General features: G+C 70.2%; 25 protein-coding genes. 14 read left to right on the top strand and 11 right to left on the bottom strand.

The genetic code is table 11. From position 1 onward, the window contains the following. The first annotated feature begins 25 nt into the window (after window positions 1-25). On the top strand, window positions 26-2,215 hold the full coding sequence (locus tag JOE55_RS06745; RefSeq protein WP_204782407.1) for an MMPL family transporter: 2,190 nt from the start codon (window positions 26-28) through the stop codon (window positions 2,213-2,215). Window positions 2,216-2,437: 222 nt separating this feature from the next. Here JOE55_RS06745 and JOE55_RS06750 read toward each other — a convergent pair whose 3' ends face one another. Next, window positions 2,438-3,313 carry a hypothetical protein gene (locus tag JOE55_RS06750; protein WP_024289586.1) on the bottom strand — a complete coding sequence of 292 codons (876 nt, stop codon included), beginning with the start codon at window positions 3,311-3,313 and terminating at the stop codon, window positions 2,438-2,440. A 170-nt stretch (window positions 3,314-3,483) separates the two neighbouring features. On the opposite strand from JOE55_RS06750, the gene JOE55_RS06755 reads away from it, so the two are divergent. Both JOE55_RS06755 and JOE55_RS06760 read left to right on the top strand, forming a co-directional pair. Further along, window positions 3,484-3,801 carry a glutaredoxin domain-containing protein gene (locus tag JOE55_RS06755; protein ID WP_053448067.1) on the top strand — a complete coding sequence of 106 codons (318 nt, stop codon included), beginning with the start codon at window positions 3,484-3,486 and terminating at the stop codon, window positions 3,799-3,801. A gap of 304 nt (window positions 3,802-4,105) precedes the next feature. Next, complete coding sequence (locus tag JOE55_RS06760; protein WP_204782408.1) at window positions 4,106-5,545, top strand: sugar porter family MFS transporter; 1,440 nt, start codon at window positions 4,106-4,108, stop codon at window positions 5,543-5,545. Between the two features lie 122 nt (window positions 5,546-5,667). Here the strand turns inward: JOE55_RS06760 and JOE55_RS06765 are convergent, their stop codons facing one another. Both JOE55_RS06765 and arsB read right to left on the bottom strand, forming a co-directional pair. Beyond that, window positions 5,668-6,102 (bottom strand): arsenate-mycothiol transferase ArsC, encoded by a 435-nt coding sequence (locus tag JOE55_RS06765; protein ID WP_024289583.1) that lies wholly within the window; start codon window positions 6,100-6,102, stop codon window positions 5,668-5,670. Window positions 6,103-6,127: 25 nt separating this feature from the next. Beyond that, complete coding sequence (gene arsB / locus JOE55_RS06770; RefSeq protein WP_204782409.1) at window positions 6,128-7,228, bottom strand: ACR3 family arsenite efflux transporter; 1,101 nt, start codon at window positions 7,226-7,228, stop codon at window positions 6,128-6,130. Window positions 7,229-7,309: 81 nt separating this feature from the next. On the opposite strand from arsB, the gene JOE55_RS06775 reads away from it, so the two are divergent. Then, window positions 7,310-7,678 (top strand): ArsR/SmtB family transcription factor, encoded by a 369-nt coding sequence (locus tag JOE55_RS06775; protein WP_006214016.1) that lies wholly within the window; start codon window positions 7,310-7,312, stop codon window positions 7,676-7,678. Window positions 7,679-7,694: 16 nt separating this feature from the next. Here the strand turns inward: JOE55_RS06775 and JOE55_RS06780 are convergent, their stop codons facing one another. The 3 genes from JOE55_RS06780 to JOE55_RS06790 form a co-directional block, all read right to left on the bottom strand. Then, window positions 7,695-9,146 (bottom strand): MFS transporter, encoded by a 1,452-nt coding sequence (locus JOE55_RS06780; protein ID WP_204782410.1) that lies wholly within the window; start codon window positions 9,144-9,146, stop codon window positions 7,695-7,697. A gap of 71 nt (window positions 9,147-9,217) precedes the next feature. Next, entirely contained in the window at window positions 9,218-9,409 is a 192-nt protein-coding gene (locus JOE55_RS06785; RefSeq protein WP_204782411.1) for a hypothetical protein, read from the bottom strand. Window positions 9,410-10,211: 802 nt separating this feature from the next. Continuing rightward, a complete protein-coding gene (locus JOE55_RS06790) occupies window positions 10,212-11,735 on the bottom strand; it encodes a glycosyltransferase family 39 protein (protein ID WP_024289579.1) in 1,524 nt (507 codons plus the stop codon). A 159-nt stretch (window positions 11,736-11,894) separates the two neighbouring features. Between JOE55_RS06790 and JOE55_RS06795 the strand changes: the two genes are divergently transcribed. Both JOE55_RS06795 and JOE55_RS06800 read left to right on the top strand, forming a co-directional pair. Then, on the top strand, window positions 11,895-13,187 hold the full coding sequence (locus JOE55_RS06795; protein ID WP_204782412.1) for a glycosyltransferase 87 family protein: 1,293 nt from the start codon (window positions 11,895-11,897) through the stop codon (window positions 13,185-13,187). Window positions 13,188-13,230: 43 nt separating this feature from the next. Next, window positions 13,231-13,749, top strand: coding sequence for a hypothetical protein (locus tag JOE55_RS06800; protein WP_204782413.1), 519 nt, complete (start codon window positions 13,231-13,233; stop codon window positions 13,747-13,749). Window positions 13,750-13,820: 71 nt separating this feature from the next. Here the strand turns inward: JOE55_RS06800 and JOE55_RS06805 are convergent, their stop codons facing one another. The 4 genes from JOE55_RS06805 to JOE55_RS06820 all read right to left on the bottom strand — a co-directional run bounded on the left by JOE55_RS06805 (window position 13,821) and on the right by JOE55_RS06820 (window position 17,698). Next, window positions 13,821-14,813, bottom strand: coding sequence for an alpha/beta hydrolase fold domain-containing protein (locus tag JOE55_RS06805; RefSeq protein ID WP_204782414.1), 993 nt, complete (start codon window positions 14,811-14,813; stop codon window positions 13,821-13,823). Further along, entirely contained in the window at window positions 14,810-15,895 is a 1,086-nt protein-coding gene (locus JOE55_RS13090; protein ID WP_204782415.1) for a prolyl oligopeptidase family serine peptidase, read from the bottom strand. Before JOE55_RS13090 ends, JOE55_RS06805 begins: the two co-directional genes overlap by 4 nt. Beyond that, complete coding sequence (locus tag JOE55_RS06815; protein WP_204782416.1) at window positions 15,892-16,749, bottom strand: sulfurtransferase; 858 nt, start codon at window positions 16,747-16,749, stop codon at window positions 15,892-15,894. The genes JOE55_RS13090 and JOE55_RS06815 overlap by 4 nt, the downstream gene beginning before the upstream one ends. 76 nt (window positions 16,750-16,825) lie before the next feature. Further along, window positions 16,826-17,698 (bottom strand): ArgP/LysG family DNA-binding transcriptional regulator, encoded by an 873-nt coding sequence (locus JOE55_RS06820; protein ID WP_204782417.1) that lies wholly within the window; start codon window positions 17,696-17,698, stop codon window positions 16,826-16,828. A 72-nt stretch (window positions 17,699-17,770) separates the two neighbouring features. Between JOE55_RS06820 and JOE55_RS06825 the strand changes: the two genes are divergently transcribed. The 4 genes from JOE55_RS06825 (at window position 17,771) to JOE55_RS06840 (ending at window position 19,852) form a co-directional block, all read left to right on the top strand. Next, the gene (locus tag JOE55_RS06825) at window positions 17,771-18,376 is read left to right on the top strand and encodes a LysE/ArgO family amino acid transporter (RefSeq protein WP_204782418.1); all 606 of its coding nucleotides are present in this window, start codon (window positions 17,771-17,773) and stop codon (window positions 18,374-18,376) included. A gap of 43 nt (window positions 18,377-18,419) precedes the next feature. Next, window positions 18,420-19,022, top strand: coding sequence for a dihydrofolate reductase family protein (locus JOE55_RS06830; RefSeq protein ID WP_204782419.1), 603 nt, complete (start codon window positions 18,420-18,422; stop codon window positions 19,020-19,022). A gap of 68 nt (window positions 19,023-19,090) precedes the next feature. Beyond that, window positions 19,091-19,444, top strand: coding sequence for a YciI family protein (locus JOE55_RS06835; RefSeq protein ID WP_006214006.1), 354 nt, complete (start codon window positions 19,091-19,093; stop codon window positions 19,442-19,444). Between the two features lie 66 nt (window positions 19,445-19,510). Further along, the gene (locus JOE55_RS06840; RefSeq protein ID WP_006214005.1) at window positions 19,511-19,852 is read left to right on the top strand and encodes a hypothetical protein; all 342 of its coding nucleotides are present in this window, start codon (window positions 19,511-19,513) and stop codon (window positions 19,850-19,852) included. A 33-nt stretch (window positions 19,853-19,885) separates the two neighbouring features. On the opposite strand, the gene JOE55_RS06845 is transcribed toward JOE55_RS06840, so the two are convergent. Then, a complete protein-coding gene (locus JOE55_RS06845; RefSeq protein ID WP_204782420.1) occupies window positions 19,886-20,305 on the bottom strand; it encodes a GNAT family N-acetyltransferase in 420 nt (139 codons plus the stop codon). Window positions 20,306-20,511: 206 nt separating this feature from the next. On the opposite strand from JOE55_RS06845, the gene JOE55_RS06850 reads away from it, so the two are divergent. The 4 genes from JOE55_RS06850 to JOE55_RS06865 all read left to right on the top strand — a co-directional run bounded on the left by JOE55_RS06850 (window position 20,512) and on the right by JOE55_RS06865 (window position 23,744). Continuing rightward, on the top strand, window positions 20,512-20,781 hold the full coding sequence (locus JOE55_RS06850) for a hypothetical protein (RefSeq protein WP_204782421.1): 270 nt from the start codon (window positions 20,512-20,514) through the stop codon (window positions 20,779-20,781). Beyond that, window positions 20,774-21,547 (top strand): hypothetical protein, encoded by a 774-nt coding sequence (locus JOE55_RS06855; protein ID WP_204782422.1) that lies wholly within the window; start codon window positions 20,774-20,776, stop codon window positions 21,545-21,547. Before JOE55_RS06850 ends, JOE55_RS06855 begins: the two co-directional genes overlap by 8 nt. Beyond that, window positions 21,544-22,239 carry a hypothetical protein gene (locus JOE55_RS06860; RefSeq protein WP_204782423.1) on the top strand — a complete coding sequence of 232 codons (696 nt, stop codon included), beginning with the start codon at window positions 21,544-21,546 and terminating at the stop codon, window positions 22,237-22,239. The genes JOE55_RS06855 and JOE55_RS06860 overlap by 4 nt, the downstream gene beginning before the upstream one ends. A gap of 104 nt (window positions 22,240-22,343) precedes the next feature. Continuing rightward, window positions 22,344-23,744, top strand: a complete 1,401-nt coding sequence (locus JOE55_RS06865) for a dihydrolipoyl dehydrogenase family protein (protein WP_204783229.1) — start codon at window positions 22,344-22,346, stop codon at window positions 23,742-23,744. The last annotated feature ends 209 nt before the right edge of the window (window positions 23,745-23,953 follow it).

Consider the following 23,953-nt stretch of genomic DNA (forward strand, 5'->3'; position numbering starts at 1 on the left):
CTCCCCAGCGAATCGAGCAGGACCAGTGAACACTCCAGCAGAGCACCGCCGCCCGTGGGCGCGCACCCTGATCGCTCCTGCCCTGATCCTCATCTGGCTGGCCGTGCTGATGCTCGGCGGGCCGTTCTTCGGGCGGATCTCGGACGTCTCCACCAATCAGCAGAGCTCGTTCCTCCCCCAGTCCGCCGAATCCACCCAGGTCGCTGACCGGGCAGACGACTTCACGGAGGACCCCTTCCTGCCCGCCGTGGCCGTGGCCCAGCGCGACGACGGCCTCACCGACCAGGACAGGCAGTGGGCGCAGGAGATCTCCGACTCGCTCGTGGACCGCGGCATCGCCGAGCAGCAGCCCTCCCCTCCCGTGGTCTCGGAGGACGGCAAGGCGCTGCAGCTCTTCGTGCCCATGGACGAGAACGAGTTCGGGGACCAGGTCCCCGAGCTGCGCAGCGCCATGGAGGGCCAGGCACCCCAGGGGCTGACAACGGCGGTCACAGGCCCTGCGGGCTTCGCCAGCGAGCTGGCAGAGGGATTCTCCGGGATCGACGGCATCCTGCTGCTGGTGGCCCTGGCGGTCGTGTTCGTGATCCTGGTGGTCGTCTACCGCTCCCCGCTGCTGCCGGTGCTGGTGCTGATCACCGCCATGGCGGCGCTGTGCGCGGCGATCGTGGTGGTCTACCTGCTGGCGTCGTCGGGGCTGATCCAGATCAACGGCCAGGTGCAGGGCATCCTGTTCATCCTGGTCGTGGGTGCCGCCACCGACTACTGCCTGCTCTACACCGCCCGCTACCGGGACGCCCTCCATGCTCATCGCAGCACGCGCCAGGCCACCCGGGAGGCGCTGCGCGGCACCATCGAGCCGGTGCTGGCCTCGGGCGGCACGGTGATCGCCGGGCTGCTGTGCCTGCTGGTCTCGGACCTGGGCTCCACCGCAGCGCTGGGCCCGGCCGCCGCCACCGGCATCGTCTTCTCCATGCTGGCCGCGCTGACCCTGCTGCCGGCGGCGCTGATGCTCATCGGGCGCGCGGCCTTCTGGCCGGCCCGCCCCCGCTTCCAGGACCAGGGTCCGCAGGCCCTGAAGGTCGTTCCCGACGACCGCGGACATGCCGTGGAGGGCAGCGGCCTCTGGGCGCGGATCGGGCGATTCATCGCCAGACGCCACCGCCCGGTGTGGATCCTCTCCACCCTGGTCCTGCTGATCGCCGCGGCCTTCGCCCCGCAGCTGCAGGCCTCGGGCCTCAAGCAGTCCGAGACGCTGATCGGCGAGTCCCCGGCCGCCGACGGCCAGCACATCCTCTCCGAGCACTTCCCCGGCGGCTCCGGATCCCCGATCACGGTCATCGCCCCGGAGTCGCGCATGGATCAGGTCGCGGAGGAGGCGGAGGCCCTGGATCCCGTGGGCTCCGTGACGGTCACGGCGCTCGATGCCCCGCAGGGCTCCATCCCGCTGGGCTCGGCGGCCGCTCAGCTCGAGTCCGCTCCCCCGGGCGCGAATCCGTTCGAGGGGGTCTCCCCGACCGTCGTCGACGGCGACGTCCAGATCCAGATCACCACCACCACCGACCCGGATGCCGATGAGACCTTCCAGGCCGTCGAGACCCTGCGCTCCGAGCTGCACGGGATCGACGACACCATCCTGGTCGGCGGCGAGACCGCCAGCACGCTGGACACCAATCACGCCGCCGAGCGCGACCGTGAGGTGATCATCCCCATGATCCTGGCGGTCGTGCTGGTGATCCTCATGCTGCTGCTGCGCTCGGTGCTCGCGCCGGTCCTGCTGGTCGTGCTCACGGTGATCTCGTACGCCTCGGCGCTGGGCGTCAGCGCGCTGGTGTTCAACCACGTGCTCGAGTTCCCGGGCTCGGATCCCTCGGTGCCGCTGTACGCGTTCGTGTTCCTGGTGGCGCTGGGCATCGACTACAACATCTTCCTGATGTCGCGGGTGCGGGAGGAGTCCCTGGAGCACGGGACGCGCGCCGGCGTGCTGCGGGGAACGGTGCTGACCGGCGGTGTCATCACGTCCGCCGGCATCGTGCTGGCTGCGACCTTCGCCGCGCTGGCCGTGATCCCCATCGTGTTCATGGTGCAGCTGGCCTTCATGGTGGCCTTCGGCGTCCTGCTCGACGCCCTGCTGGTGCGCTCCCTGCTGGTCCCGGCGCTGACCTATGACCTGGGCCGCATCATCTGGTGGCCCCGCCACCGCCGCCTGGCCCCCTGAGCCGCACTCTTTCCCCCGCCTACGTGCTGCATCGCGTCTCTGCGCGCGCTGCGCCGGCTGCACCCGGAAGCACGTAAGCGCGGGGGCCCGGCGTGCGCATGTGCGCTCTGGGTGCGGGAAAGCGCAGGGAGGCACCTAGGCGCGGGGCGGGAGAGGCGGCGACGACGAAGGGCGCCTCCCCCTGGCGGGAGAGGCGCCCTTCGCGGAGCAGCAGGGGCCGGGTCAGGCGGCGGCGTCGTCCTCGCGGATGACGGGCAGCTCCTCGGTGATGGGGCCGTCGTCGAGGTCGCGGTGCGCGGAGGCCGCCGCAGTGCTGCGGGACTCGGAGCGGGCGTAGGCGGTCTCGGCGTCGCTGTAGCGCGGAGCCTGGCGGTGAGCCAGCTTGCGGTCCGCGCGCGGGAGACCCCAGCCGAAGCGCTCTGCCATGGCCGGGACGACCCGGTTGGCCAGGCCGCACCCCAGCACCACGCCCGCCCAGGCGACCGGCAGGGACAGCACGACGTCCAGCACGTAGGCGGATGACGTCAGCAGCGCCGACAGCGCCACGGCCAGGCTCACACCGGCACCGGCGAGCAGGACCGCCATGCCGGAGATGTGGCGTCGCGAGGCCACCAGGAAGGACAGGGAGATGCCGATGGCGGCGCACACGGCAGCGGAGGGCAGCGAGGAGCCGACCTCGGCGGTCAGGACGCCGTCGCCCAGCCCGGGAGCCGGGCGGCCGATGATCTGCTGGGCGGTGCTCGCGACCACGACCATGGTCACTGCGGTCACGGCGAAGCCCGCGGCATCGCGGCCGCTGCGCTTGACGAGCGCCAGCCACGCGGTGAGTGCGGCGATGATGCCGTAGACCCAGGGTGCGGAGAAGATGCCGTGGACGAAGCCCGCGACGGCCAGGAGAAGGCCGGAGCGAACAGGGTCGAGGGCCGCGAGGACCTGGGACTCCGCGGCGCCGACCTCAGGTGTGAGACTCACGATCCGTCCGATCGCGCCGATCGCCAGGACGACGATGAGCGGGACGATGATCCAGTGCTCAAGCTGGGGCAGGTGCCAGGTAGCCCGGTCCGGCGAGGGGGAAGAAGACTGCGCCGGGGTAGACATTCTTCGATTCTGGCATCCATCGGCCCCTGGACCTGGAGACACAGCGTGGAATGACAAGAATCCGCAGGAATTTTTCGCCGATCCCACAGCCGCTGTCATGGTGGGGGAACAACGGATCGGCCTCGGCGGCTGAGGTACCCGGACCCGCATCACCCTTGAAGGAGACCCTCATGGCCCTCGAATCCCGTCCCAGCGCCGACCAGGCCACCGCCCTGCAGCACATCGCCGACGGCGGCGCCGTCGTCTACTGGCGCCCGGGCTGCGGCTTCTGCGCCGCGCTGGACCGCTCGCTCGGCGAGACCGGCGACCGCGCCCTGTGGGTGAACATCTGGGAGGACGACGCCGCCAAGGGCTACGTCGAGGACATCAACGACGGGAACGCGACCGTGCCCACCTTCGTGACCACGCAGGCGGGGTTCGTGGTGGCCACGCCGGAGGAGCGCGCCCTGGCCGCGACGGCGCTGGAGCAGGCGACGCCCGCGGCCTGAGCAGCCGCCGAGGCGAGGGCGCAGCCCCGGAGGCACCTCCGTCGATGACCCCGCGATCATGGCGCCCGGTCCCCTGGACCGCCCGAGCGCGTCGCCCATCGGCGGCGCGCTCGGTCGTTGCCATCTCGGTGACTCATCCGATGGACATCACCTGTGGCCAGGCCTACTCTATGGCCACTGTTCACCGGCGGTTCATCATGGGCGACCCTCCTCGCCCAGCCTCGGCGGACCGCGCAACAGGCCCCGGCCAGAGCGCCAGGGCGAGCCCGCTGCACCAGGGGCTCGGCACAGCAAAGGAGCTGCGATGTCCACCTACACCTCACCGATGTCCCTGGGAGGGCATACGGCCAACATGGGTGCTGTCCTGCGGATCAGCCTGGTGGCCGCCATGGGCGGCTTCCTGTTCGGCTACGACTCCGCGGTGATCAATGGCGCCACCGGCGCCATGCAGGAGTACTTCGACGTCTCCCCCGGCGCCCTGGGCTCGGCCGTGGCCTCCGCTCTGCTGGGTGCGGCCGCCGGCGCGTTCTTCGGCGGGCGGCTGGCGGACAGCATCGGCCGTGTGAAGGTCATGCGGATCGCGGCGATCCTGTTCCTGGTCTCAGCGATCTTCTGCGCCTGGGACCCGTTCTTCACGGATGACACCGCCGGGTTTGCGTGGCTGATCTTCTGGCGCGTGGTCGGCGGCGTGGGCGTGGGCGTGGCCTCGATCATCGCCCCGGCCTACATCGCCGAGGTGGCACCGGCGGATGTCCGCGGCCGCCTGGGCTCGCTGCAGCAGCTGGGCATCGTGACCGGCATCTTCGCCTCCCAGATCGTCAACCGCATCATCGTGGGGATCGCCGGCTCCGCCGACGGTCATGTCCTGGGCGGCATGGATGCCTGGCGCCTCATGTTCCTGGTCTGCGCCCTGCCTGCCGCGCTGTACCTGATCGGGGCGTTCATGATCCCCGAGTCTCCGCGCTGGCTCGTGGGCCAGGGCCGCCGCGACGAAGCCCTGCGCATCATGACGCACCTGCAGGGCGAGGGCCCCGCGGTGCACCGCCTGGGAATCATCGACAAGACCCTCGACTCGGAGCGCAAGCCGCGCTTCTCCGATCTGCGCGGCGCCGTGGCCGGCCTGAAGCCCGTCGTGTGGGTGGGCCTGGGCCTGGCCGTGCTGCAGCAGCTGGTCGGCATCAACGTGATCTTCTACTACTCCAACCAGCTCTGGCAGTCCGTGGGCTTCCAGGAGTCGGACGCCTTCACGATCTCCACGATCACCTCGGTGACCAACGTGGTGGTGACTCTCGTGGCCATCGCCCTGGTGGACAGGATCGGGCGCAAGAAGCTGCTGCTGATCGGCTCGGCCGGCATGGCGCTGACCCTGGGCACCATGGCCGTCGTGTTCTCGACCGCCACGATCACCGACGCCGGCCCCGTCCTGGGCGACACCGCCGGCCCGATCGCGCTGGTCGCCGCCAACCTGTACGTCGTGTTCTTCGGCGTCTCGTGGGGCCCGGTCATGTGGGTCCTGCTGGGCGAGATGTTCCCCAACAAGATCCGCGGCGCCGCGCTGGCCGTCGCCGGTCTGGTGCAGTGGCTGGCCAACTGGGCCGTCACCGCGTCCTTCCCGGTGCTCTCCGAGGCCTCCCTGGTGCTGGCCTACGGCCTGTACGCGTTCTTCGCGGTGGTATCGCTGATCTTCACCGCCAAGGCGGTGCGCGAGACCAAGGGCGTCGAGCTGGAGGACATGCAGAACTGATCTGCGGCTGACCTTCCGCAAGGGCCCGACGCCCGCGCACCTGAGACGGTGCGCGGGCGTCGGGCCCTCGTCGTGCGGGGGACTCGCAGGACGACGACGCCCGCGCGCCCCGTCCTTGCAGATCAGCTCTCGGGGGTTGCGGTGAGCTCCTGGAGCAGGTGCTGGACGCGGGCGTCGATGTCGTCGCGGATCAGGCGCATGCGCTCCATGCCCTCGATCCCGCGCGCAGACGGCTCGTCGGTCTCCCAGGTCTCCAGCCGACCGTCGAGCGGGATCTCGGTGTCGAGCCTGGCCTCGGTGCCCAGCACCACCACGCAGTCGGCGCGGCGCAGGAGCTCGGGATCGATCGGGCTGGGCCGCCCCTGGGACATGTCCGCGCCGAGCTCGGCGACGGCCTCCACGGACTGCGCGTTGAGCTTGCTGCCGGGCTCGGTGCCTGCCGAGCTGACGCGGACGGCGCCCTGGGCTCGGTGGTCCATCAGCGCTGCGGCCATCTGGGACTTGCCGCCGTTGCGGACGCAGACGAAGAGGATCTCGGGACGGGTGTCGTCGTTCATCGGACGCTCCTGGAGGTGGGTCGGTTCAGGCGCGGAAGGCCGGCGCGGTGGGGTCCCCGGGGAAGAGCCTGCGCCCTGCCCAGAGGCTGACGTAGACGAGGCCCACCAGCACGGGCACCTCGATCAGCGGGCCGACCACTCCCGCCAGCGCCTGGCCCGAGGTCACGCCGAACGTGCCGATCGACACGGCGATGGCCAGCTCGAAGTTGTTGCCGGCGGCGGTGAAGGCCACTGTCGTCGAGTGGGCGTAGTCCAAGCCCGCGGCCCGGGAGGCCAGCAGCGCCAGGGCGAACATGACCACGAAGTAGGCCAGCAGCGGCAGCGCGATCCGCGCGACGTCCCACGGGGAAGAGGTGATCGCCTGGCCCTGCAGCGCGAACAGCAGCACGATGGTGAACAGCAGCCCGCGCAGCGCCCAGGGGCCCAGGCGCGGCAGGAACGACTCCTCGTACCACTGCCGCCCCTTGGCCCGCTCCCCCAGCACGCGCGTGAGGAAGCCGGCGAGCAGCGGGATGCCCAGGAAGACGAGCACGCTGAGCACGATCGCCCCGACCGAGAACTCAACGGAGGTCGTCGCCAGGCCCAGCCAGGAGGGCAGGACTTGCAGATAGAACCAGCCCAGCGCGCCGAAGGCGATGACCTGGAAGACGGAGTTGACCGCCACCAGGACCGCCGCGGCCTCGCGGTCGCCGCAGGCCAGGTCGTTCCAGATCAGCACCATGGCGATGCAGCGTGCCAGCCCCACGATGATCAGGCCCGTGCGGTACTCGGGCAGATCGGGCAGCAGCAGCCAGGCCAGGGCGAACATCAGCGCCGGGCCCACGACCCAGTTCAGCACCAGCGAGGTCCCCATGAGGCGGGGGTCGGCGGCGATGCGGCGGGTCTCGTCGTAGCGGACCTTGGCCAGCACCGGGTACATCATCACGAGCAGCCCCACCGCGATCGGCAGGGAGACGCCTGCAATCGAGACGGACTCGAGCGCGGTGTCCAGACCCGGGATCAGCCGCCCCAGGGCCAGGCCCAGCGCCATGGCCAGCAGGATCCACACCGGCAGCCAGCGATCGGTGAAGGACATGGCCTGCATGACGGGCTGGTCGGGGGCGGTCGTCGCAGCGTCAGCAGCCATGGAGCGCGGGCCTCTCAGATCGATGGATGTCGATGGAAGGCTACGTCTTCATATCGACGTTCGTCAATGTATTGTAAGGGCATGAGCGCCATCGCACGCGAGCAGAGCACAGAGGGCACACAGGCCATGGCATCCGGCCAGGAGTGCTGCTCGCTGTCCGCCGGTCCGCTGAGCTCCGCGGACGCCGAGCGCTCCGCTTCCATGTTCAAGGCACTGGGCGATCCCATGCGCCTTCGACTGCTCTCCCACGTGGCCGCGCAGGGCTGCGAGTCCGTATGCGCCTGCGATCTCACGGAGCCACTGGGGATCAGCCAGCCCACGGTGAGCCATCACATGAAGCGCCTCGTGGAGGCCGGCCTGATCGTCCGGGAGCAGCGGGGCCGCTGGGCGCACTACAGCGTGGTGCCCGAGGCCTTCGCGCGGCTGCGCCAGGTGCTCGACCTGCGCTGAGCGACCCGCGCGCGGGTCAATCCTTCAGCGGGTGCGCGGCCTCGTCGCGCGCCATGCGGAAGGCGAGCCACACGACGACGGCCATCACCGCCGGCACGATCGCCGCGGCCGCGAAGATGATCTCCACGGCCACCACCGTGGACAGGGGCCCGACGACGGCCATGGACACCGGCATGAGCAACAGGGAGACGAAGAAGTCCAGGCTGGAGACGCGTCCGAGCATCCGTGCCGGCACGCGGCGCTGCAGCAGGGTCCCCCACAGGACCTGGCCGATGCCGTCGGTGGCGCCCACCACGATCATGATCGCGACCAGGACCACCCAGGACTCGGTGGAGCCCACGAAGAGCAGCGGCAGCGTGCCGAAGCCCCAGGCCACCATGATCCAGGTCAGGTAGCGCCGCGGCAGGGGCATCCCGGAGATCACCAGCGCCCCGACGGCCGAGGCCGCCCCGGTGATGCCCAGCAGCAGCCCGACCTGAGCGGCGCCGCCGCCGAAGGAGTCACGCACCACGAACGGCAGCAGGACCTCGAGCGGGCCGATGAAGCAGAACACGGAGATGACCGCGAAGATCAGGGTGCCCATCAGCCACGCGGTGCGCCGGACGTAGGAGACGCCGTCCATCATGTCGGCGAGCATGGAGCGCAGCCCGCCGGACGGGGCTGCGGCGGGATCGGGCGGGAAGAGGGTGACGGGCTCGTCGTCGCCGTCCTGCCGATGAGCCTGGGCCCCGGTGACCAGCGGGTCCGCCGACGGCAGCTGCGGGAGCTGGCCCGTGACCGGGTCAGGGACCAGCTCCGGCACGCGCAGCCTCAGGATGATCGCCACAGCCACCGCATAGCACAGCGCGACCATGGCGAAGCCGGCGGTCGGCGAGAGCGCCGCGGCCAGCAGACCGGCCAGCGCGGGCCCGGCGGCCGTCTGCAGCAGGGGCCGTGCGGAGCCCTCCAGGCCGTTGGCCGCCAGCAGCGCCTCGGCCGGCAGCAGCCGCGGCAGCGAGGCGGAGTAGGACGGGTAGAAGATCCCTACGCCCGCGAAGATCAGGAACGACGACGCCGCCAGCAGCCCCACGCTCAGCATCCCCGTGGCGCTGAGGATCGCGGTGACGGCGGTGACGAGCGTGGAGGAGATCAGCACGCCGCGCAGGACCAGGTGCGGCGGGAAGCGGTCGGCCACGACCCCGCCGATCAGCGCGAACATCACCACGCCCACCGCGCCGGTGGCCGAGACCACGGAGAGCTCGACCGGGGAGCCGCCCTGGGCCATGACCTGGAAGACGATGGTCAGCGCCCAGGTGCCCTGCGCGAGCACCACGGCGAGCATGGCCGCAGCCAGCCGCGGGTAGCCCGCATGACTGAAGGGGGCCACGGCCCGCCGCGCGGCCCGGGAGGCTCCCGCCAGCCGACGACGCCCGCCCTGGCTCGGTTCGGGCTCAGGCGTGGGATGCGGCGACTGGTCGTTCGGGGTCATCGCGGGAAGTCTAGATGCTGGCGGTCAGGGGCCGACCGGGCTGCGCTTGGGCAGCCTGGGCCGGCTCGGCGCTACAGCAGCCCGCGGATCACGAGGACAAGCCCCACCACAGCGAGCAGGGCGCCCATCACGCCCATGGGGAGCATGATCCGCGGACCGCCGCGCGCAATCCCCTTGTTGATGAAGTGCTTCTGGAACAGGTAGGCCATGACCACCGACAGGCAGCCGATAGCCAGGAGAGGGACTCCGAACGGGTCGATCATTTTTCCTCAATCACGTGCGAACAGGATTTGCCGAAACTATTTTGAATTGCGCTCATTGCTCATAAAGAAGCCAACAGTTCCGGCGATACCCACAGCACCAGGGCGATTATTCGCCAGTCACCGACCACAACACCCGCTACCACCAGGAACACAGACTGCAGCATCCACACCGCAGTCGATCCCGAATATCTTCTCCTGCCCGGATGATTGCGCACTTTCAAACACCCCCCCTTGCGCCCATGCGACCCTCGCGGCGATTCCACCCAAGACAATCCATCAGCCAGCACAACCCACGATAGTCTTGATCAGAATTACTGCAGTGGCAGCTACGTCACCTTCGACCCCGCCCTGTCTGTCCTGTCTGTGAACGCTTCTCGACAAAGTCGAATATGGCCGTGAACACCAGGACCCCAAACCCTGATGAGACCCCAAGCCAAAGCTGAGAATAGATGGCGTATGCAATAAATCCCAGCCCGCCAAGCGCCATATATATGGCATTTGTGATAGTTGCGCGCCTCAAGGCTTTGCCGTCTCGACGGAATGCGCCCGCTGCACTCGAGAGCTAGGCGTCGAATATCGATGAGGAACCAACAGTACAGGCATCAGAACCGCCCATCAGAGAAGGAGGGTGCGTCACGATGCCCCCAAGGCGAGGGCTCACGGGATCTGACCCAGTGGACAGTCAACGCCCGTGGAAGAGGTTTGACCACGAAGGTGGGAGACAGGTCTCACTGAGCGCCCTTCACAACCCCCAGAAATTCCCTGCGCCCTTGGGAACGACACAGATATCTGGCGTCAAACGTCAACCCGAGCAGTCCAGAGCGGTGATGCCGAACCGCGTGCTCGCATCATGGCCCGTCACCGAGCAGCCCCGAGCCTCGAGAGACTCGACCACCGTCTGGTGATATTCGTTCGAGTGATAGGAGACGACAGCCGTCCTTCCGTGAACAGGCACTTCCCACGCCATCCATCCCTCCCGGTTGATGCCCCAGAGAGTGTCCGAGGACAGTCGATCCTCCGCGAGCATGGGGTCTTCGATGGGATGGTCCAACGGATACGCGTAGATGAGGCTCCGGTCCACGGCTTCCATGAAGATCACCGATTCGGGGTCGCCCAAGAACTCTGCGGCCGTGCGGTACTCATGGCCGATCTTGGCCTCCGCTTCTTTCTGCCCGACCAGAGAGGGGATGAATCCCACCACCAGCACCCCGATCAAGACCATGCGAAGTGCGCGAGACGGAAGCGTCGTCAGGCTCAGCGCAAGCAGTGCGACGACGACTGGTGCCGCGAAGGCCAGATACCTCTCGGTGTAGAGCTGCATGCCCACGATTCGAGCGAGCAGAAGAGCGACCGCAGGCAAGAGGGCATAGGCCAGGAGCCACCTCGTCAGCCCTCGGTCCCGAGATCGGATAAGCCCGACAATCACGATGACTGCGCTCAGCAGCGCCAGCCACGGAGCCAGGGCGTGGCCGATGCCACCCCAATGCCCATCGGCGTTCGCCGGGCTGAAGAAGTACTGCGCCGCCATTCTCTGCAGCATCTCGGGAATCCCGCGATTGATCCAGGCGACCTGCTCGCTCTGCGAATAGGCGAGGACGGCCAGCGGGGCGGCTGCGACGCCGACACCAGCAGCCGCCATCAGCGTGTGCAGGCCAGGCTTCCTGCCGGCCAGGACAGCTCTCAGCACGAACAGCGGCACCACGAGCAACGAGTACATGGCGAAGCCGACCGCGAGGATCTGGGCGACTCCGAATCCCAGCAGATCAGCTCTGCGATACCCCCGCAGGTAGTTCTCGAAGCACCACAGCGCCACGACGCAGGCGAGCATGCCCATCGCATAGCCCCGGGCCTCCTGCCCGGCCCACGTCAGGCCCGGGAGTGCCGCAGCGAGAACTGCGGTCAGAACTCCGGAGATCACAGATCGAGAGACGCCCTCCCCTGTCACGGAGACGGCCCATCTCATGGTGGTCCTGGTGAGGAACCCGCTCATGAGAATGAGCGCGATGGCGGAAGGAGTCCGCATGGCCAGTTCGGACGTCCCGAAGACGGCCGCCCACGGGTGCATGAGCACGTAATACAGGGCGTGCACGGCATCGACGTTGCGGAGCATCTGCAGAAGCTCAGGGAAAGGACGAGTCACCGCCGAGATCGTGGCGACTTCGTCGTGCCAGAACTCCGGCTGGGCGATGCCCCAGAAGGCTGTCCCGAAGCTCAGGGCCAGCGCAAGAGCAATGGGCCATCTCGGCAGTCGGTCCGCGGCTCCATTTTTCGACTCAGAGGTCTCTCGCCGATCGCCGTTGTCGGGGGCGGCAGTGCTCGAGAGCATGATCCTCCAAGTCCTCGGGAACGGCGGGGCGGGGGCGACCCCCGCGCAGAACTCTCCGCGAGACCATGGTCATCCAAGCGCCTTCTAGGATATCCCCGTTGCTGCCGCAGGCGGCGAGGACCCGTTCGAGGCCTTGTGCCCGAACTCCGAAGGAGACCGATGTCGAGCACCCTCTGGCGAGCCCCCAGCACGGCCTCGTCGACCCATCCGGGTTCGCGGTGGGTGATGCGAGCCGGGATGGCAGTGATCGCGGTGCTCTTCGCGGCCTATATGTCTGCGATCTACTGGGATGCACCGGGACTGGACATGGAGGTCTACTGGCGGGCGGCGCAGGTCCTCCACGGCCTGAACCCCGCGACTGACGAGCTCTATGCCCCGTCGCTGGTGGAGACGCGGAAGTTCGAGCTGCCTTTCACCTACCCTCCATCGGCCGCGCTGCTGTTCTATCCCCTGGGCGGGATGAGCCTCGAACAGGCATGGCATGTGATGTGCCTCGGCGGCTCGCTGGCGATGGTCGTTCTGGTGTGGCAGGCCCTGCGTCTCGCGCCTTTCTCACGCTCGTGGTTCGGTCTCCGGGTGGTTCCCACTCTCGTGGCGTTCTCCTTGGGCTGCCTGGCCGCCAGCCACCTCTACCCCGTGCGCTTCACGTTCTTCTACGGGCAGATCAACACCCTCCTGGCGGTGCTGATCCTCGCCGATCTCACACGCCAGAGCACCCGTCGCCGTGCCGCGGGCTTCTTGACGGGGCTTGCCGCCGGGCTGAAGATCACGCCGGCCGCCATGGGCCTCGTTCCGCTGGCTCTGCAGCAGTGGCGGACGATCGCCGGCATGGCCGTCGGGTTCATGACCACGGTGGTGATTGCCGCCCTCTTCCTGCCCCGACAGGTGTTCTCGTACTTCACCGAGCAGCTGTGGTCCACGGACAGAGTGGGCGATGCCACCCGGCTGTCCAACCAGTCGCTGACGGGGACGCTGTATCAGTGGGGTTTCCCAGAGGCATCCGTCCGCCCCCTGTGGCTGGTGCTGTCGCTGCTGCTGATCATGGCCGGGGGCCTGGCGATCCGTCGTCTCGCCCGCCATGACGACCTGTTCTCGGCCGTGTGCATCGGAGCCATGGTGATGCTGCTCATCTCGCCGATCTCCTGGGAGCACCACTGGGTCTGGGTACTGCCTCTGGCAGCGGCAGTCCTTCCGCATGCCCCCGCCCAGCGCACGCCCGTGGGCTGGGCCGTCTCCCTGGCGCTCTTCGCGGCACTGTGGTTCCTCTTCGCCAACAACCCCGCCCTGATCGCAGCCCACGTTCTGGGAGATCTGAACGCCGACTACTACTTCTACGCGGACAGCCGGCTGCAGGCTGTTGTGGCCACCATGCCTGTGCTGGCCGCGATCACCGCCGCCGCCTGGATCAGCCTGCGTCCGCAGGACGAGGCCCTGCTCCACGACGCGGCTTGATCAGGCTGGCAGTCGTCCTCACCCCGACGACCGGCAGATGCTCATGGCACTCGCCCTGATCCAGGCCGACCTGGATTCCCTGGCCCGGCGCTTGTGGCCGTCCGGTGGGAGCGGCGCGGCCGAAGGCCTCACCCTGACGCTGATGTGGCTGGGCAGCAGACTCGGGATCGCAGGCCGCTGGGCGCTCGGCGCCGGCCTCCTCGCCCACGGTGCGGCTGTCGCTCTTCTGGCCGCCTGGCGGTATCGCGGCAGATCCGCCTGTTTCAAGCTCAATCGCGAACAGTGGTCCGGCCAGACCGGCTGCCTGGGGTTCCTGGGTCTCTTCGGCGGGCTGTTCGTCGCTCAGACTCTCTCCGGCATCCTGGCCGACTCCGGTGCAGGCTTGCTGCCCCAGATCGGGCTGGCGGTGGTGTTCGACCTGGCCCTGTGGCTCGGGATGCGCGCCTGGACCCGGCGCGCTTCGAGACCGCGCTGGCCCTGCTGGACAGCCGGCTGGTCTTCGTCCGGGAGGACAAGCGGCCCGGTTCCGAGCGTCCTGGTTCCGGACAGCGGGTGCATTTGAGCTTCCAGGGCGAGCAGGCGATCCTGCATCACCTGGCGCACCTTGAGGAGATGGCGCAGCGCGGCTGAGTCTCAGCGTCCGTCGGGCGCCCCCACCGCCGCCAGGCAGACCTCCCGCGTCACCGGCCAGGCGGGATCGCTGACCTGGATCAGGTCGTTGTGCTGCGCGCCCCGCACCAGCTCGATCCGCCCGGCCTGCCCCTGCGAGCGCAGCCGCTCCAGGTACGGCTCGACGGTCTGCACAGGAACCGTCCGATCATCGATCCCGTGCACCACATGCACGGGGAAGCCCGTGGGCAGCTGCTCCAGCGGCGAGGCCAGCGCGTAGCGCTCGGGCTGCTCCTGGGGCGTCCCGCCCAGCAGGTCCACCACGAACTGATCCTGGTCCTCCTCCACGGCGCGCACCGGATCCAGCACGCCGGCCAGAGAGATCGCGCTGGCCACGGAGACCTCGCTCTGCGCGGCCAGGGAGGCGAGCAGCTCTGCGGGGCCGTCGTCGCCGGTCGCCGCAGCCGCCCCCAGGGCCCCGGACAGTGCCCCCGCCGCCCAGACCGCCAGGTGCCCGCCGGCGCTGTGCCCGACCAGGTGGATCCGCTGCGGATCCGGGGTGAAGGGAGCGTGCTCGCTGAGGCGGGCCACCGCCTGCACACCGGTCAACGCATCCGCGAACGTCCCCGGCCACCCGCCCGGGGACGGCGTCCCGCGATAGGCCGGCAGCCACACGGCCACGCCGTAGCGCGCCAGGTCGCGGGCCGCGCCCAGAACGTAGTCCCAGCTCGACGCCTCCCGCCATCCCCCGCCGTGGAAGAAGACGATCACGGGCAGCCGCTCCCGCCCCCATGCCCGGCGCTGCGGCAGGACGAGATGCCCGTACTGACCCCGATCCGGGGAGCCCCAGACGATCACGCCGACGTCGTCCCAGCCTCTGGCCCGGGCGCGCCCGGCGACCACGAGCGACTGCGCCTTCCCCGGGCGCACCGGGGTGCTCGCTGCCAGGCAGGCGACGGCCGCGGCCGAGAGGCCGGCACCGCGCAGCAGCAGCCGCCGCGGGATCCGGGCGCTCACGCGGAGCCGGAGGGGATCTGCTCGAGCAGGGCCTGGCGCGCCCGGAACCAGGGCTCGCCGTGGACGTCGGCCCACGCGTCGTGATCGGCGTCGTCCAGGATCACGATCCGTCCGGTGTTGCCCGTCTCCTCGTGGCGCTGCACGTAGCTGCGGGTCGTGGACTCCGGGACGGTGGCGTCGTTGCGCCCGTGCAGGACGTTGACGGCCCGGTCCAGGGGCAGCTGGTCGATCGGGGAGGCCATCTCGTAGCGCTCGGGATCCTCGTCCGGGTCGGCGCCGCTGAGCAGGGAGCGCACCAGCCAGCCTCGCTGCGAGCGCTCCGCGAGCTCGAGGTCGTAGACCCCGGCCATGGCGGTGGCCGAACGGGCGATGACGCGGCAGTCGTTCCCCGGAGCGCCCTCGGGGAGCAGATCGCGCCCCAGCGCCCATGCCGCCAGGTGCCCGCCGGCGCTGTGGCCCAGCAGGTGGACCTGCTCCAGATCCGGGGTGAACTCCCCGGGCTTCCCGAGCTCGGCCACGTAGTCCACGGCATCCGAGACGTCCTGGAAAGTCTCCGGCCAACCGCCAGGGCCGTCGCTGCCGTCGAGCCCGCGGTAGGTGGGCACCCACACGGCCACGCCCCAGGCGGCCAGGTCCCATGCCAGATCCGCCATATACGAGGGATCCGAAGCGTCGTGCCAGGAGCCGCCGTGCAGCATCACGACCACGGGATGCGTGGGGCGCGAGGAGCCGTCACCCCAGGCCTCCGGATCGGGCACGAGCAGCCAGCCGGTCTGGCGCTTCTCATCCGCGCCCCAGGTGTGGCGGCCGCGGTCCACCGGGGTGCCGGCGGGCTCGCGATCCGCGGGGTCGCGCCACGTCTGCGCGCGCTGCTGACCCACCGGCGTGGTGACGGTTGCTCCCACCCCGACGGCGACGGCCAGACCGCCGAGCGCCTGCAGCAGGCGGCGACGTCGGATCGCCCCCGGCGCTGCGGCCCTCTCGGCGCGCTCCTGGAGCCGACGGCGCTCCTGCTCTGCTGCCAGCTCGCGCGCCTCTCGCCTGGATCCCGGTTCGGGGCGCGGCTGCTGCGCGCCGTTCACGACCCGCGGACCACGGGACGCAGGGCGGGGTCCTCGGTCTCGCGCCCCCACTCGGACCAGGAGCCGTCGTAGATCGTGAGGTCGCGGTCCTCCCACCCGGCCGCCACGGCCGCGAGCGCCCCGACGCAGGCGGAGACGCCCGAGCCGCAGCTGAAGGCCACGGGGCCTCTCCCGCCCAGGCGCTGCTGAAGCAGGTCGTCCAGCTCGGCGGGCGGCAGCAGGTGACCGCCGGGGGCCAGCTCGCTGAAGGGCAGGCTCACGGCTCCGGGCATGTGACCGGCGCGCAGCCTCGGACGTGGCTCAGGTGCGGTGCCGGCGAAGCGCTCGGCGGAGCGGGCGTCGGCCACGGCGCCGTCGTGCTCGGCCAGGCGACGGGCGACGTCGTCGGCATCCGTGAAGGCGCGCGGATCCAGCTGCACGCGCGGAGCGGCGACGGGTTCGGGGCTGTCGTCGAGAGGACCCTCCGGGCGGCCCGAGGCGATCCAGGCGGGCAGGCCGCCGTCGAGCACGTAGGGCGTGCCGACCCCGGCGGCGCGCAGCATCCACCAGGCGCGAGCCGAGGAGAACAGGCCCTGGCGGTCGTAGGCGACCACCACGGTCTCGTTGCCGATCCCCAGCTCGCCCAGGCACTGCGCGAAGTCGTCGGCGTCGAGCATGGTGTGCGGGATGTCGGCCTCCTGATCGGACAGCGGGCCGTCCAGATCGAAGCGACGCGCACCCGGGATACCGGTGGCGGCACCGCGCTCGCCCATGATCGAGGCGTCGACGACCACGACGTCGTCCAGGTGATCGGCCAGCCAGTCGGCGTCGACGACGGGGCCCTGCGGGAGTTGCTCGGAACGCGCGGTGTCCATGTCCGGCATCTTCGCACTCCCGCCCGTCCGGCACAGCGGCGCAGGTCCCACCGGGGCCCGATCGACCCGAAAGGGACTACAGCAGCGCCCGCGCGCCGCGGCGCACGGCGTCCTCCAGCTGAGCCAGGGCCGGAAGCGCCGTGGACCAGCGCTGCAGGTGCAGGCTCACCGCCTCCGGGTGGAGGCCGGGAACGGGCAGCAGCGGGGTGTCGGCGGCGGCAAAGGGCGCCCCCGGCAGCTGGAGCCGCGGCACCATGCCCCATCCGATGCCGTCGGCGATCGTTCGCACGAAGGCCTCCGCCGAGGGCACCCGGTGCTCGGGCGGGCGGCCCGTGATGCCGGCCCGGTGCAGCGCGGCGGACTGGAGGTCGTCCTTGTCGTCGTAGACCACCACGGGGAGACGGGCGAGGTCAGGCTGCGGTCCCGCGTGCTCCAGCAGCGAGGCCGCCGCGCGGGGTTCGTAGACCATGGCGCCCAGGGGGATCGTGCGGCAGCCGGTGACCGGAGCCGAGGACGTGGTGATCGCCGCCGCCACCTCACCGGCCAGCAGGAGCCGGCGGGAGTGGTCCTGATCCTCGGCGCGCAGGCGCACGCTGATCCCGGTGCCGGGTGCGGCCAACTCCGCCAGGACAGGGCGGAACCAGGTGGCCAGCGAGTCCGCGTTGACCGCTACGTCCAGCGGCGTGGACTCGGCCTGATCCATGCCGAGCTCGACCCGGGCGGCGTCGTGCAGGGACAACACCTGCCGGGCCATCCGCAGCACGGCCTCCCCGGGCTCGGTGGGGCGCACGGGCGCGCTGCGGCGCAGCAGCACGCGGCCCGTCTGAGACTCCAGGGCCTTGATCCGCTGGCTGACCGCCGGCGGGGAGATGCTCAGGCGCGCGGCGGCGCGATCGAAGGCGCCCTCGTCCACGGCCGCCACCAGGGTGCGCAGCTGCTCGATGTCCACTTTTGAATCTCTTATCTGTGTTCAGGATCTTTCGCTGGCCTGAAGGGTAGCTGCACCGTAGGTTTCCTGGCCATGGACATCTACTTCACCGGCATGCTCACCGGCCTGGCCCTGATCGTGGCCATCGGCGCCCAGAACGCATTCGTGCTGCGGCAGGGCATCCGCCGGGAGCACGTGCTGGTGGTCGTGGCGATCTGCACGGCGGCCGACGCCTTGCTGATCACGGTGGGCACGCTGGGCATCGGCTCGGTCGTGGAGCGGGCTCCGTGGCTGCTCACCGCGCTGCGCTGGGGCGGGGTGGCATACCTGGTCTGGTTCGCGATCGGGTCGTTCCGCTCGGCCCTGTCTTCCCATTCCCTCACAGCCGACGACGCGGTCGGCCCCGGCGGGTCGCTGCGCAGGGTCGCCCTGACCACCCTGGCGCTGACCTTCCTCAACCCGCACGTCTACCTGGACACCATGGTGATGCTCGGCAACCTGGCCAATCAGCACGGGGACCAGCGCTGGACCTACACGCTGGGCGCGATCACCGGGTCGGTGCTGTGGTTCCCCGCGCTCGGGCTGGGGGCGCGGGCGCTGGCCAAGCCGCTGAACCGCCCCGGGACCTGGCGCGCCGTGGACATCGGGGTGGGCGTGGTCATGCTGCTGGTCGCGCTGCGGCTGGTCGTGGCGGGGTGAGAAGCGGGCTTGTGCTGTCGGACCCTCGGCGCATCCTGCTGACATGGACACGCACGCACCGGCTCCCGGACCCGGCCGCGGCTGGAGCGGCACCGTCTTCTGCGGGGTGAGCCTGGACGGCTTCATCGCGCGGACCGACGGGGACATTGACTGGCTGGAGGCGCCGGTTCCTGCCGGGCAGGCAGCGCCCTCCGGCTCGGGCGCCGAGGCCGTCCCGGACTTCGAGGCCCTGCTGGCGCGCGTGGACCACCTGGTGATGGGCCGTGCCACGTTCCAGAAGGTCCTGGAGATCGGCTTCTGGCCCTACGACCCCGTCCAGGTCATCGTGCTCAGCTCCACCCTGACCGGCCCGCAGCCCCACGGCGCGCTCGTCGCACCGGACCTGTCCGCCGCCGTCGCACTGCTGGAGTCCAGCGGCGCCCGCGGCGTCTACTGGGACGGCGGCGCCACGATCCAGGCGGCTCTGCGCGCCGACCTGGTGGATGAGCTCGTGGTGACCACGCTGCCCCGGCTGATCGGCGGCGGCATCGCCCTGTTCGGGGCGCTCGAGCACGATCTCCCGCTGCGGCTGCGCGGCAGCAGGGTGCTGGACGGCGGGATGGTGAGCACACGGTACGACGTCGTGCGGGAGGTCTCGTCGGGCTGAGCTGCTCGCCGTAACGTGGCCCCGGATCACCGCAGCGGTGCTCCGCATCCCTGTCGAGAGGACCCGCCGTGCCCCAGTTCTTCATCTCCGTGAACCACTCCGATGACTTCCAGATGCCCGAGGGCGTCTCCATCGAGCAGCTGCACACGGACGTCATGGCCTTCAACGAGAAGATGGCCGCAGAGCAGCGCATTGTCTTCGTGGGAGCCCTCGAGCAGCCCGCCTCCGACGCCCGCCTGGTGGATGCCACCAGCGGCGAAGCCCTCGTGGCGCAGGAGACGGCCTCCGGTGCGGAGATCCAGCTGGGCGGCTTCTGGATCCTCGAGGCGGCCGACCTGGACGAGGCGCTGAACCTGGGGGCGCAGGCCTCCGCCGCCTGCCAGGGCGCCGTCGAGGTGCGCAAGATGCAGGGCGAGGGCTGAGCCCTGCCCGCTGAGCCGGCGCGGGTCTGCGTCGTCGTCGATCGACCGCTCGCAGCGGTCGCCGCCGTGGCCGCAGACCCGCGCCGGCTGCCCGAATGGGCCGCCGGCCTGGCCGGAGCAGAGGTTACACCGAGCGAGCAGCCCGGGGTGTGGGTCACCGAGTCCCCCATGGGCCGCGCCCTGGTGCGTTTCACCGGCGGAGACGACCCCGGCGTGCTCGATCACGAGGTCACTCTGCCGGACGGATCGACCACGCTGAACCGGTTCCGGGCTTCGTCCTGCGCCGGCGGAACCGAGCTCGTGTTCCTGGTGGAGCCCGCTGCCGGCGCCTCGGCGGACGACCACGCGCGGGACGTCGCCATGGTGCGCGCGGATCTCGAGCGGCTGCGGGAGCTGCTGGAGGGCTGAGATCCTGCCTGAGGGCTCGACCCCGCGTGGCCCTCAGGGCATCCGGCGGAACATTCCGGTGGAGACGTCGTGCCGGTCCTGGAACCCGTGACGCGCGTACAGCCTCCGGCCCGGAGGATCGGCCATGAGGGAGACGTATGCGCCGGCTGGTGCGCGATCGGCGATCTCCTGGAGCAGCCGGGTCAGGATCGCATCACCCAGGCCCTGACGCTGATGCTGCGGATGCACGGCCATGTCCGTCACCTGGAACATCCAGCCGCCGTCGCCGATCAGACGGCCCATGCCCACGGCCGCTCCTTGGTGCGTGACATGGGCGGCGGCCCAGCCGCCTGCGACCGCGATCGCCGCCTGCTCGGGAGTGACCGGCGAGAGCCCCGCCTCCCGACGCAGCATCGCGAAGTCCTCCGCCGACGGCGCGGCCAAGTGCAGCTCATACCCGTCCGGAATCTCCATTCCCCCATCCTCCCCTCCCACGCCGAGTGGATACTCAATTGCGCTATTCGGGCGGATAGCGCAACTGGGTATCCACTCGGTGGTGGGGGTGGATGCAGGAGTGTTTCGGTTTGATCACGATCACATCGCGGGACTCGAAAGTGCAGTACTCATCTGGGCACGGTGGGGCTATGGAGACACTTCCTGCGACTCCGACGGCAGACCGGGTGACGAATGCGCTGCGCGCCGTGCAGCACATGGCGGCCCTGGGCGCCTCCCAGGAGGCCCGGGGCTGGGCCCTGCATGATGACCTCGGGATCAGCGCGGACGAGGCCCTCGAACGGCTCCGGGAGCTCGAGGACTTCGATCTGATCAAGGGGTATCGGCGATTCCTCGAGAGTCGCCGAGAGGAGAACCGGTGGTATCGGAGCACCCCTGTGGGCGAATCCGCGCTGGCCGGCCATCTGGCGGCCATGAGGCAGGACGCCCATGCGTGAGCACATGCCATCCGCCGCGGGAGATGCGTTGACAGCACCGCGCGAGAGCTCGTGGGCTGACGTCGACGTCGCCCTGGAGCAGGCGCGACGGCGGTTGCATCCTCGCTGGTGGGCCGGCTTGCCCGAGGCCGCTCTGCTCCTGGTCGCACTCACCGCCATACTCAGCTCCGTTGCCTGGGGATGGCTGATCTTGGTCTGCATCAGCATCCTGATCATCTTCGGACGCATGCGCCCTGCTCTGGTGGGGGCCGAACACCGCTACCCCGCGTATGGCCCGGCCTCCGTCTCGCTCCTTGTGTCGAAGTCCCTCGCGCTGATCTGGATCATCTGGGCCATCTGGAGCGTGCCGGAAGGCCGCCCGCTGGGCACATCCTTCGCGCTGGCACTCCTCACCGTGACTGTCGTCGGAATTCTCGAGCTGCTCACCCAGCGGATGCTGGCCACCTCGATGCCCAGTGCCGGTCGGCGGTGGGCCTCCCTGGCCAGACGACCCGAACTGCATCCGGCACTTCGTGACCCGGTTGTCCTGCGGGCCATGGTGATCCTTCACCCCACACGGAAGATGCGAGTGACGCAGCTGGCCGCCGACCTGGAGCTGGACCGTGACCGCGCAGAGGCCGTTGTCGAGGACCTGGCTGGTCAGGGGCTGGTCACGCTCCGGAGGAAGATCGTCGACGGCCCCGACCGTCTCTGGGCGAGTTCCATGGGCCGCGGCCAGACAGTGCTGGAGGCGCACCTGGCAGCCATCCAGAGAGGAGCAGAATGACCACCGCTCAGCCCAACCCGTCTCCCGCGCAACGGCTCGGACAGCGGCTCATGCCGGGGCGGTTCGACTTCCTGGTCTTCACCCTGGCGGGGTTCTGGTATCTCCTGGCGAACTGGGCGGGTTCCCCATGGCTCATGGTGGCAGCATCCACCGTCGCCCTGATCGCAGGAGGCCTGGGCCAGTTCCTCCGTCATCGCCGCGACGGCGCGGTGGCGCACCAGCGCTTCGGCATGAATGGCCGGCTGGGCTGGGGGATCGCCGCGATCTGGCTGACAGCCGCTGTCGCCATTTTCGTCTTGGGGGTGGTCTTCGACCCGCAGGAGTGGCCGGCGTGGAGCCGGGGCGCGCTGGCCTTCGCGGTTGCCTTCGGACTTCTGATCACCGGCCGCCGATGGCTTGCCGCGCGATCTCAGCACATCGCCCAGTCCCCTGGGCCTGCATCCTCACTCCGTGCGGATCCCCGAGGGACCCCCGACGACGTTCTGTGCGATCTGCTGTCCCGTACCCAGATGATGCGCGTCGACGCCCTCTCGGTGGACCTCTCGATCCCATCCGAAGAGCTCGGCCCGCGCCTGGAGTCACTGATGGACGCTGGCGTCGTCGGCCGCAGGATGAAGGACGACGGCCCCGTAGACGACCACCATTGGGTGCACCTGAGCTTCCACGGGGAGCAGCAGCTCACCACCGCCTGACACCTCCGCCGAGTGGACACCCAGTTGCGCTGTTCGCCCCGATAGCGCAACTGAGCATTCACTCGGCGGGGTGTGGCGGGCGTAGCGTGGGAGGCATGTCTGAGATGCAGCGAAGTGTCGACGTCGTCGTGGTCGGCGGCGGATCCGTGGGCGAGAACGTGGCCCAGTACGCGATCGAGGGCGGGCTGTCCGCGGCGATCGTGGAGCACGAGCTGATGGGCGGCGAGTGCTCCTACTACGCCTGCATGCCCTCGAAGGCGCTGCTGCGCCCGCTGGAAGTCGTGGCCGCCGCGCAGCACCTGCCCGGGGTGACCGGCGCGCACACGGACGCGGACGCGATGCTGGCTCGCCGCGACAGCTTCGTCTCCCACTACGACGACGCCGGCCAGGCCTCCTGGGCCGAAGGCGTCGGGGCGGCCGTCGTGCGCGGTCACGGCGAGCTGAGCGGCGAGCGTAGGGTGCGCGTGCGGGCCGGCGACGGCAGCGAGCAGACCCTGCACGCCGAGCGCGCCGTGGTGATCGCCACCGGCAGCACCGCGTCGATCCCGTCGATCTACGACGGGCTCGGTGCTTGGACCTCGCGCGATGCGACCGGCGTCCGCGAGATCCCGCAGCGCCTGGCGATCGTGGGCGGCGGTGTGGTCGCCTGCGAGGCCGCCGCCTGGATGGCGGGGCTCGGCTCGCAAGTCACCATGCTGGTCCGCGGGGAGACGCTGCTGGGCGGCATGGAGCCGTTCGCCGGCGAGCACGTGGCGGACGGGCTGCGCCGGGCGGGGGTCGAGATCCGCTTCGGGGCCTCGGTGTCTGCGGCTTCCCGTCCCGACGTCCGCGACACCGGCCTGGGCAGGATCCACGGCGGCCCGGTCTCGCTGTCGCTGGGCGACCACGAGCTCGAGGTCGACGAGCTGCTCGTGGCCACCGGGCGCCGACCGGCGCTGGAAGCCGTGGGGCTCGAGGCCGTGGGCCTGAGCGCCGAGGACGTGCTCGAAGGGCGCCTGCCGTCGTGGCTCCACAGCGTGGGCGATGCCTCCGGCGCCGCCATGCTCACCCACACCGGCAAGCACGACGCCCGTGTGCTCGGCTCCCGCCTGGCCGCTGAGGCCGGGATGGCGCCCGCCGAGACGCCCGAGCCCCAGGACGTCCCCGTGCCGCAGGTGGTCTTCACCGACCCGCAGGTCGCCGCCGTGGGATGCACCGAGGCGCAGGCCCGCGAGAGCGGTCTCGATGTCGTGGTCGCGCAGGTGCCATACGGATCCGCGGCCGGATCGGCGCTGCTGCGCGACGACGTCGACGGCACCGCCCAGCTCGTGGTCGACCGCGGCGCGGGAGTCGTGGTGGGTGCGACTTTCGTGGGCCCGGAGGCCGCCGAGCTGCTGCACGCTGCCACGATCGCGATCGTGGGCCGGGTTCCGGTGTCCCTGCTGCGCCATGCCGTCCCGGCCTATCCCACGGTCTCGGAGCTGTGGCTGCGCCTGCTGGAGGAGCTCCCCCGCGACCTCCGCTGACCCCAGCCCCGCCCACCCCGCCCCCTCCTCGCCGAGTAGATACCCAATTGCGCTGTTCAGGCTGATAGCGCAACGGGGTATCCACTCGGCCGAGCGGGAGCGGGGCGCAGTGTGGGTTCATGCTTGAATGAGACGTGAACGGGACATAATCCCTCCGCACAGCTGACAGAAAACCACGACAACCCCACACGAAACGACATGCCCTCCTC

Origin of the sequence: Kocuria palustris, from assembly GCF_016907795.1 — a bacterium.
GTDB classification, from domain to species: domain Bacteria; phylum Actinomycetota; class Actinomycetes; order Actinomycetales; family Micrococcaceae; genus Kocuria; species Kocuria palustris.

Bases quoted from the DNA above. Each gene is read 5' to 3' on its own strand.
- JOE55_RS06785 (WP_204782411.1), bottom strand. From the start codon at position 9,409: ATGATCGACCCGTTCGGAGTCCCTCTCCTGGCTATCGGCTGCCTGTCG.
- JOE55_RS06865 (WP_204783229.1), top strand. From the start codon at position 22,344: ATGCAGCGAAGTGTCGACGTCGTCGTGGTCGGCGGCGGATCCGTGGGC.
- JOE55_RS06790 (WP_024289579.1), bottom strand. From the start codon at position 11,735: ATGCTCTCGAGCACTGCCGCCCCCGACAACGGCGATCGGCGAGAGACC.
- JOE55_RS06860 (WP_204782423.1), top strand. From the start codon at position 21,544: ATGACCACCGCTCAGCCCAACCCGTCTCCCGCGCAACGGCTCGGACAG.
- JOE55_RS06775 (WP_006214016.1), top strand. From the start codon at position 7,310: ATGAGCGCCATCGCACGCGAGCAGAGCACAGAGGGCACACAGGCCATG.
- JOE55_RS06845 (WP_204782420.1), bottom strand. From the start codon at position 20,305: ATGGAGATTCCGGACGGGTATGAGCTGCACTTGGCCGCGCCGTCGGCG.
- JOE55_RS06855 (WP_204782422.1), top strand. From the start codon at position 20,774: ATGCGTGAGCACATGCCATCCGCCGCGGGAGATGCGTTGACAGCACCG.
- JOE55_RS06780 (WP_204782410.1), bottom strand. From the start codon at position 9,146: ATGACCCCGAACGACCAGTCGCCGCATCCCACGCCTGAGCCCGAACCG.
- JOE55_RS06815 (WP_204782416.1), bottom strand. From the start codon at position 16,749: ATGGACACCGCGCGTTCCGAGCAACTCCCGCAGGGCCCCGTCGTCGAC.
- JOE55_RS06800 (WP_204782413.1), top strand. From the start codon at position 13,231: ATGGCACTCGCCCTGATCCAGGCCGACCTGGATTCCCTGGCCCGGCGC.
- JOE55_RS06750 (WP_024289586.1), bottom strand. From the start codon at position 3,313: ATGTCTACCCCGGCGCAGTCTTCTTCCCCCTCGCCGGACCGGGCTACC.
- JOE55_RS06765 (WP_024289583.1), bottom strand. From the start codon at position 6,102: ATGAACGACGACACCCGTCCCGAGATCCTCTTCGTCTGCGTCCGCAAC.
- JOE55_RS06830 (WP_204782419.1), top strand. From the start codon at position 18,420: ATGGACACGCACGCACCGGCTCCCGGACCCGGCCGCGGCTGGAGCGGC.
- JOE55_RS06795 (WP_204782412.1), top strand. From the start codon at position 11,895: ATGTCGAGCACCCTCTGGCGAGCCCCCAGCACGGCCTCGTCGACCCAT.
- arsB (WP_204782409.1), bottom strand. From the start codon at position 7,228: ATGGCTGCTGACGCTGCGACGACCGCCCCCGACCAGCCCGTCATGCAG.
- JOE55_RS06760 (WP_204782408.1), top strand. From the start codon at position 4,106: ATGTCCACCTACACCTCACCGATGTCCCTGGGAGGGCATACGGCCAAC.
- JOE55_RS06825 (WP_204782418.1), top strand. From the start codon at position 17,771: ATGGACATCTACTTCACCGGCATGCTCACCGGCCTGGCCCTGATCGTG.
- JOE55_RS06755 (WP_053448067.1), top strand. From the start codon at position 3,484: ATGGCCCTCGAATCCCGTCCCAGCGCCGACCAGGCCACCGCCCTGCAG.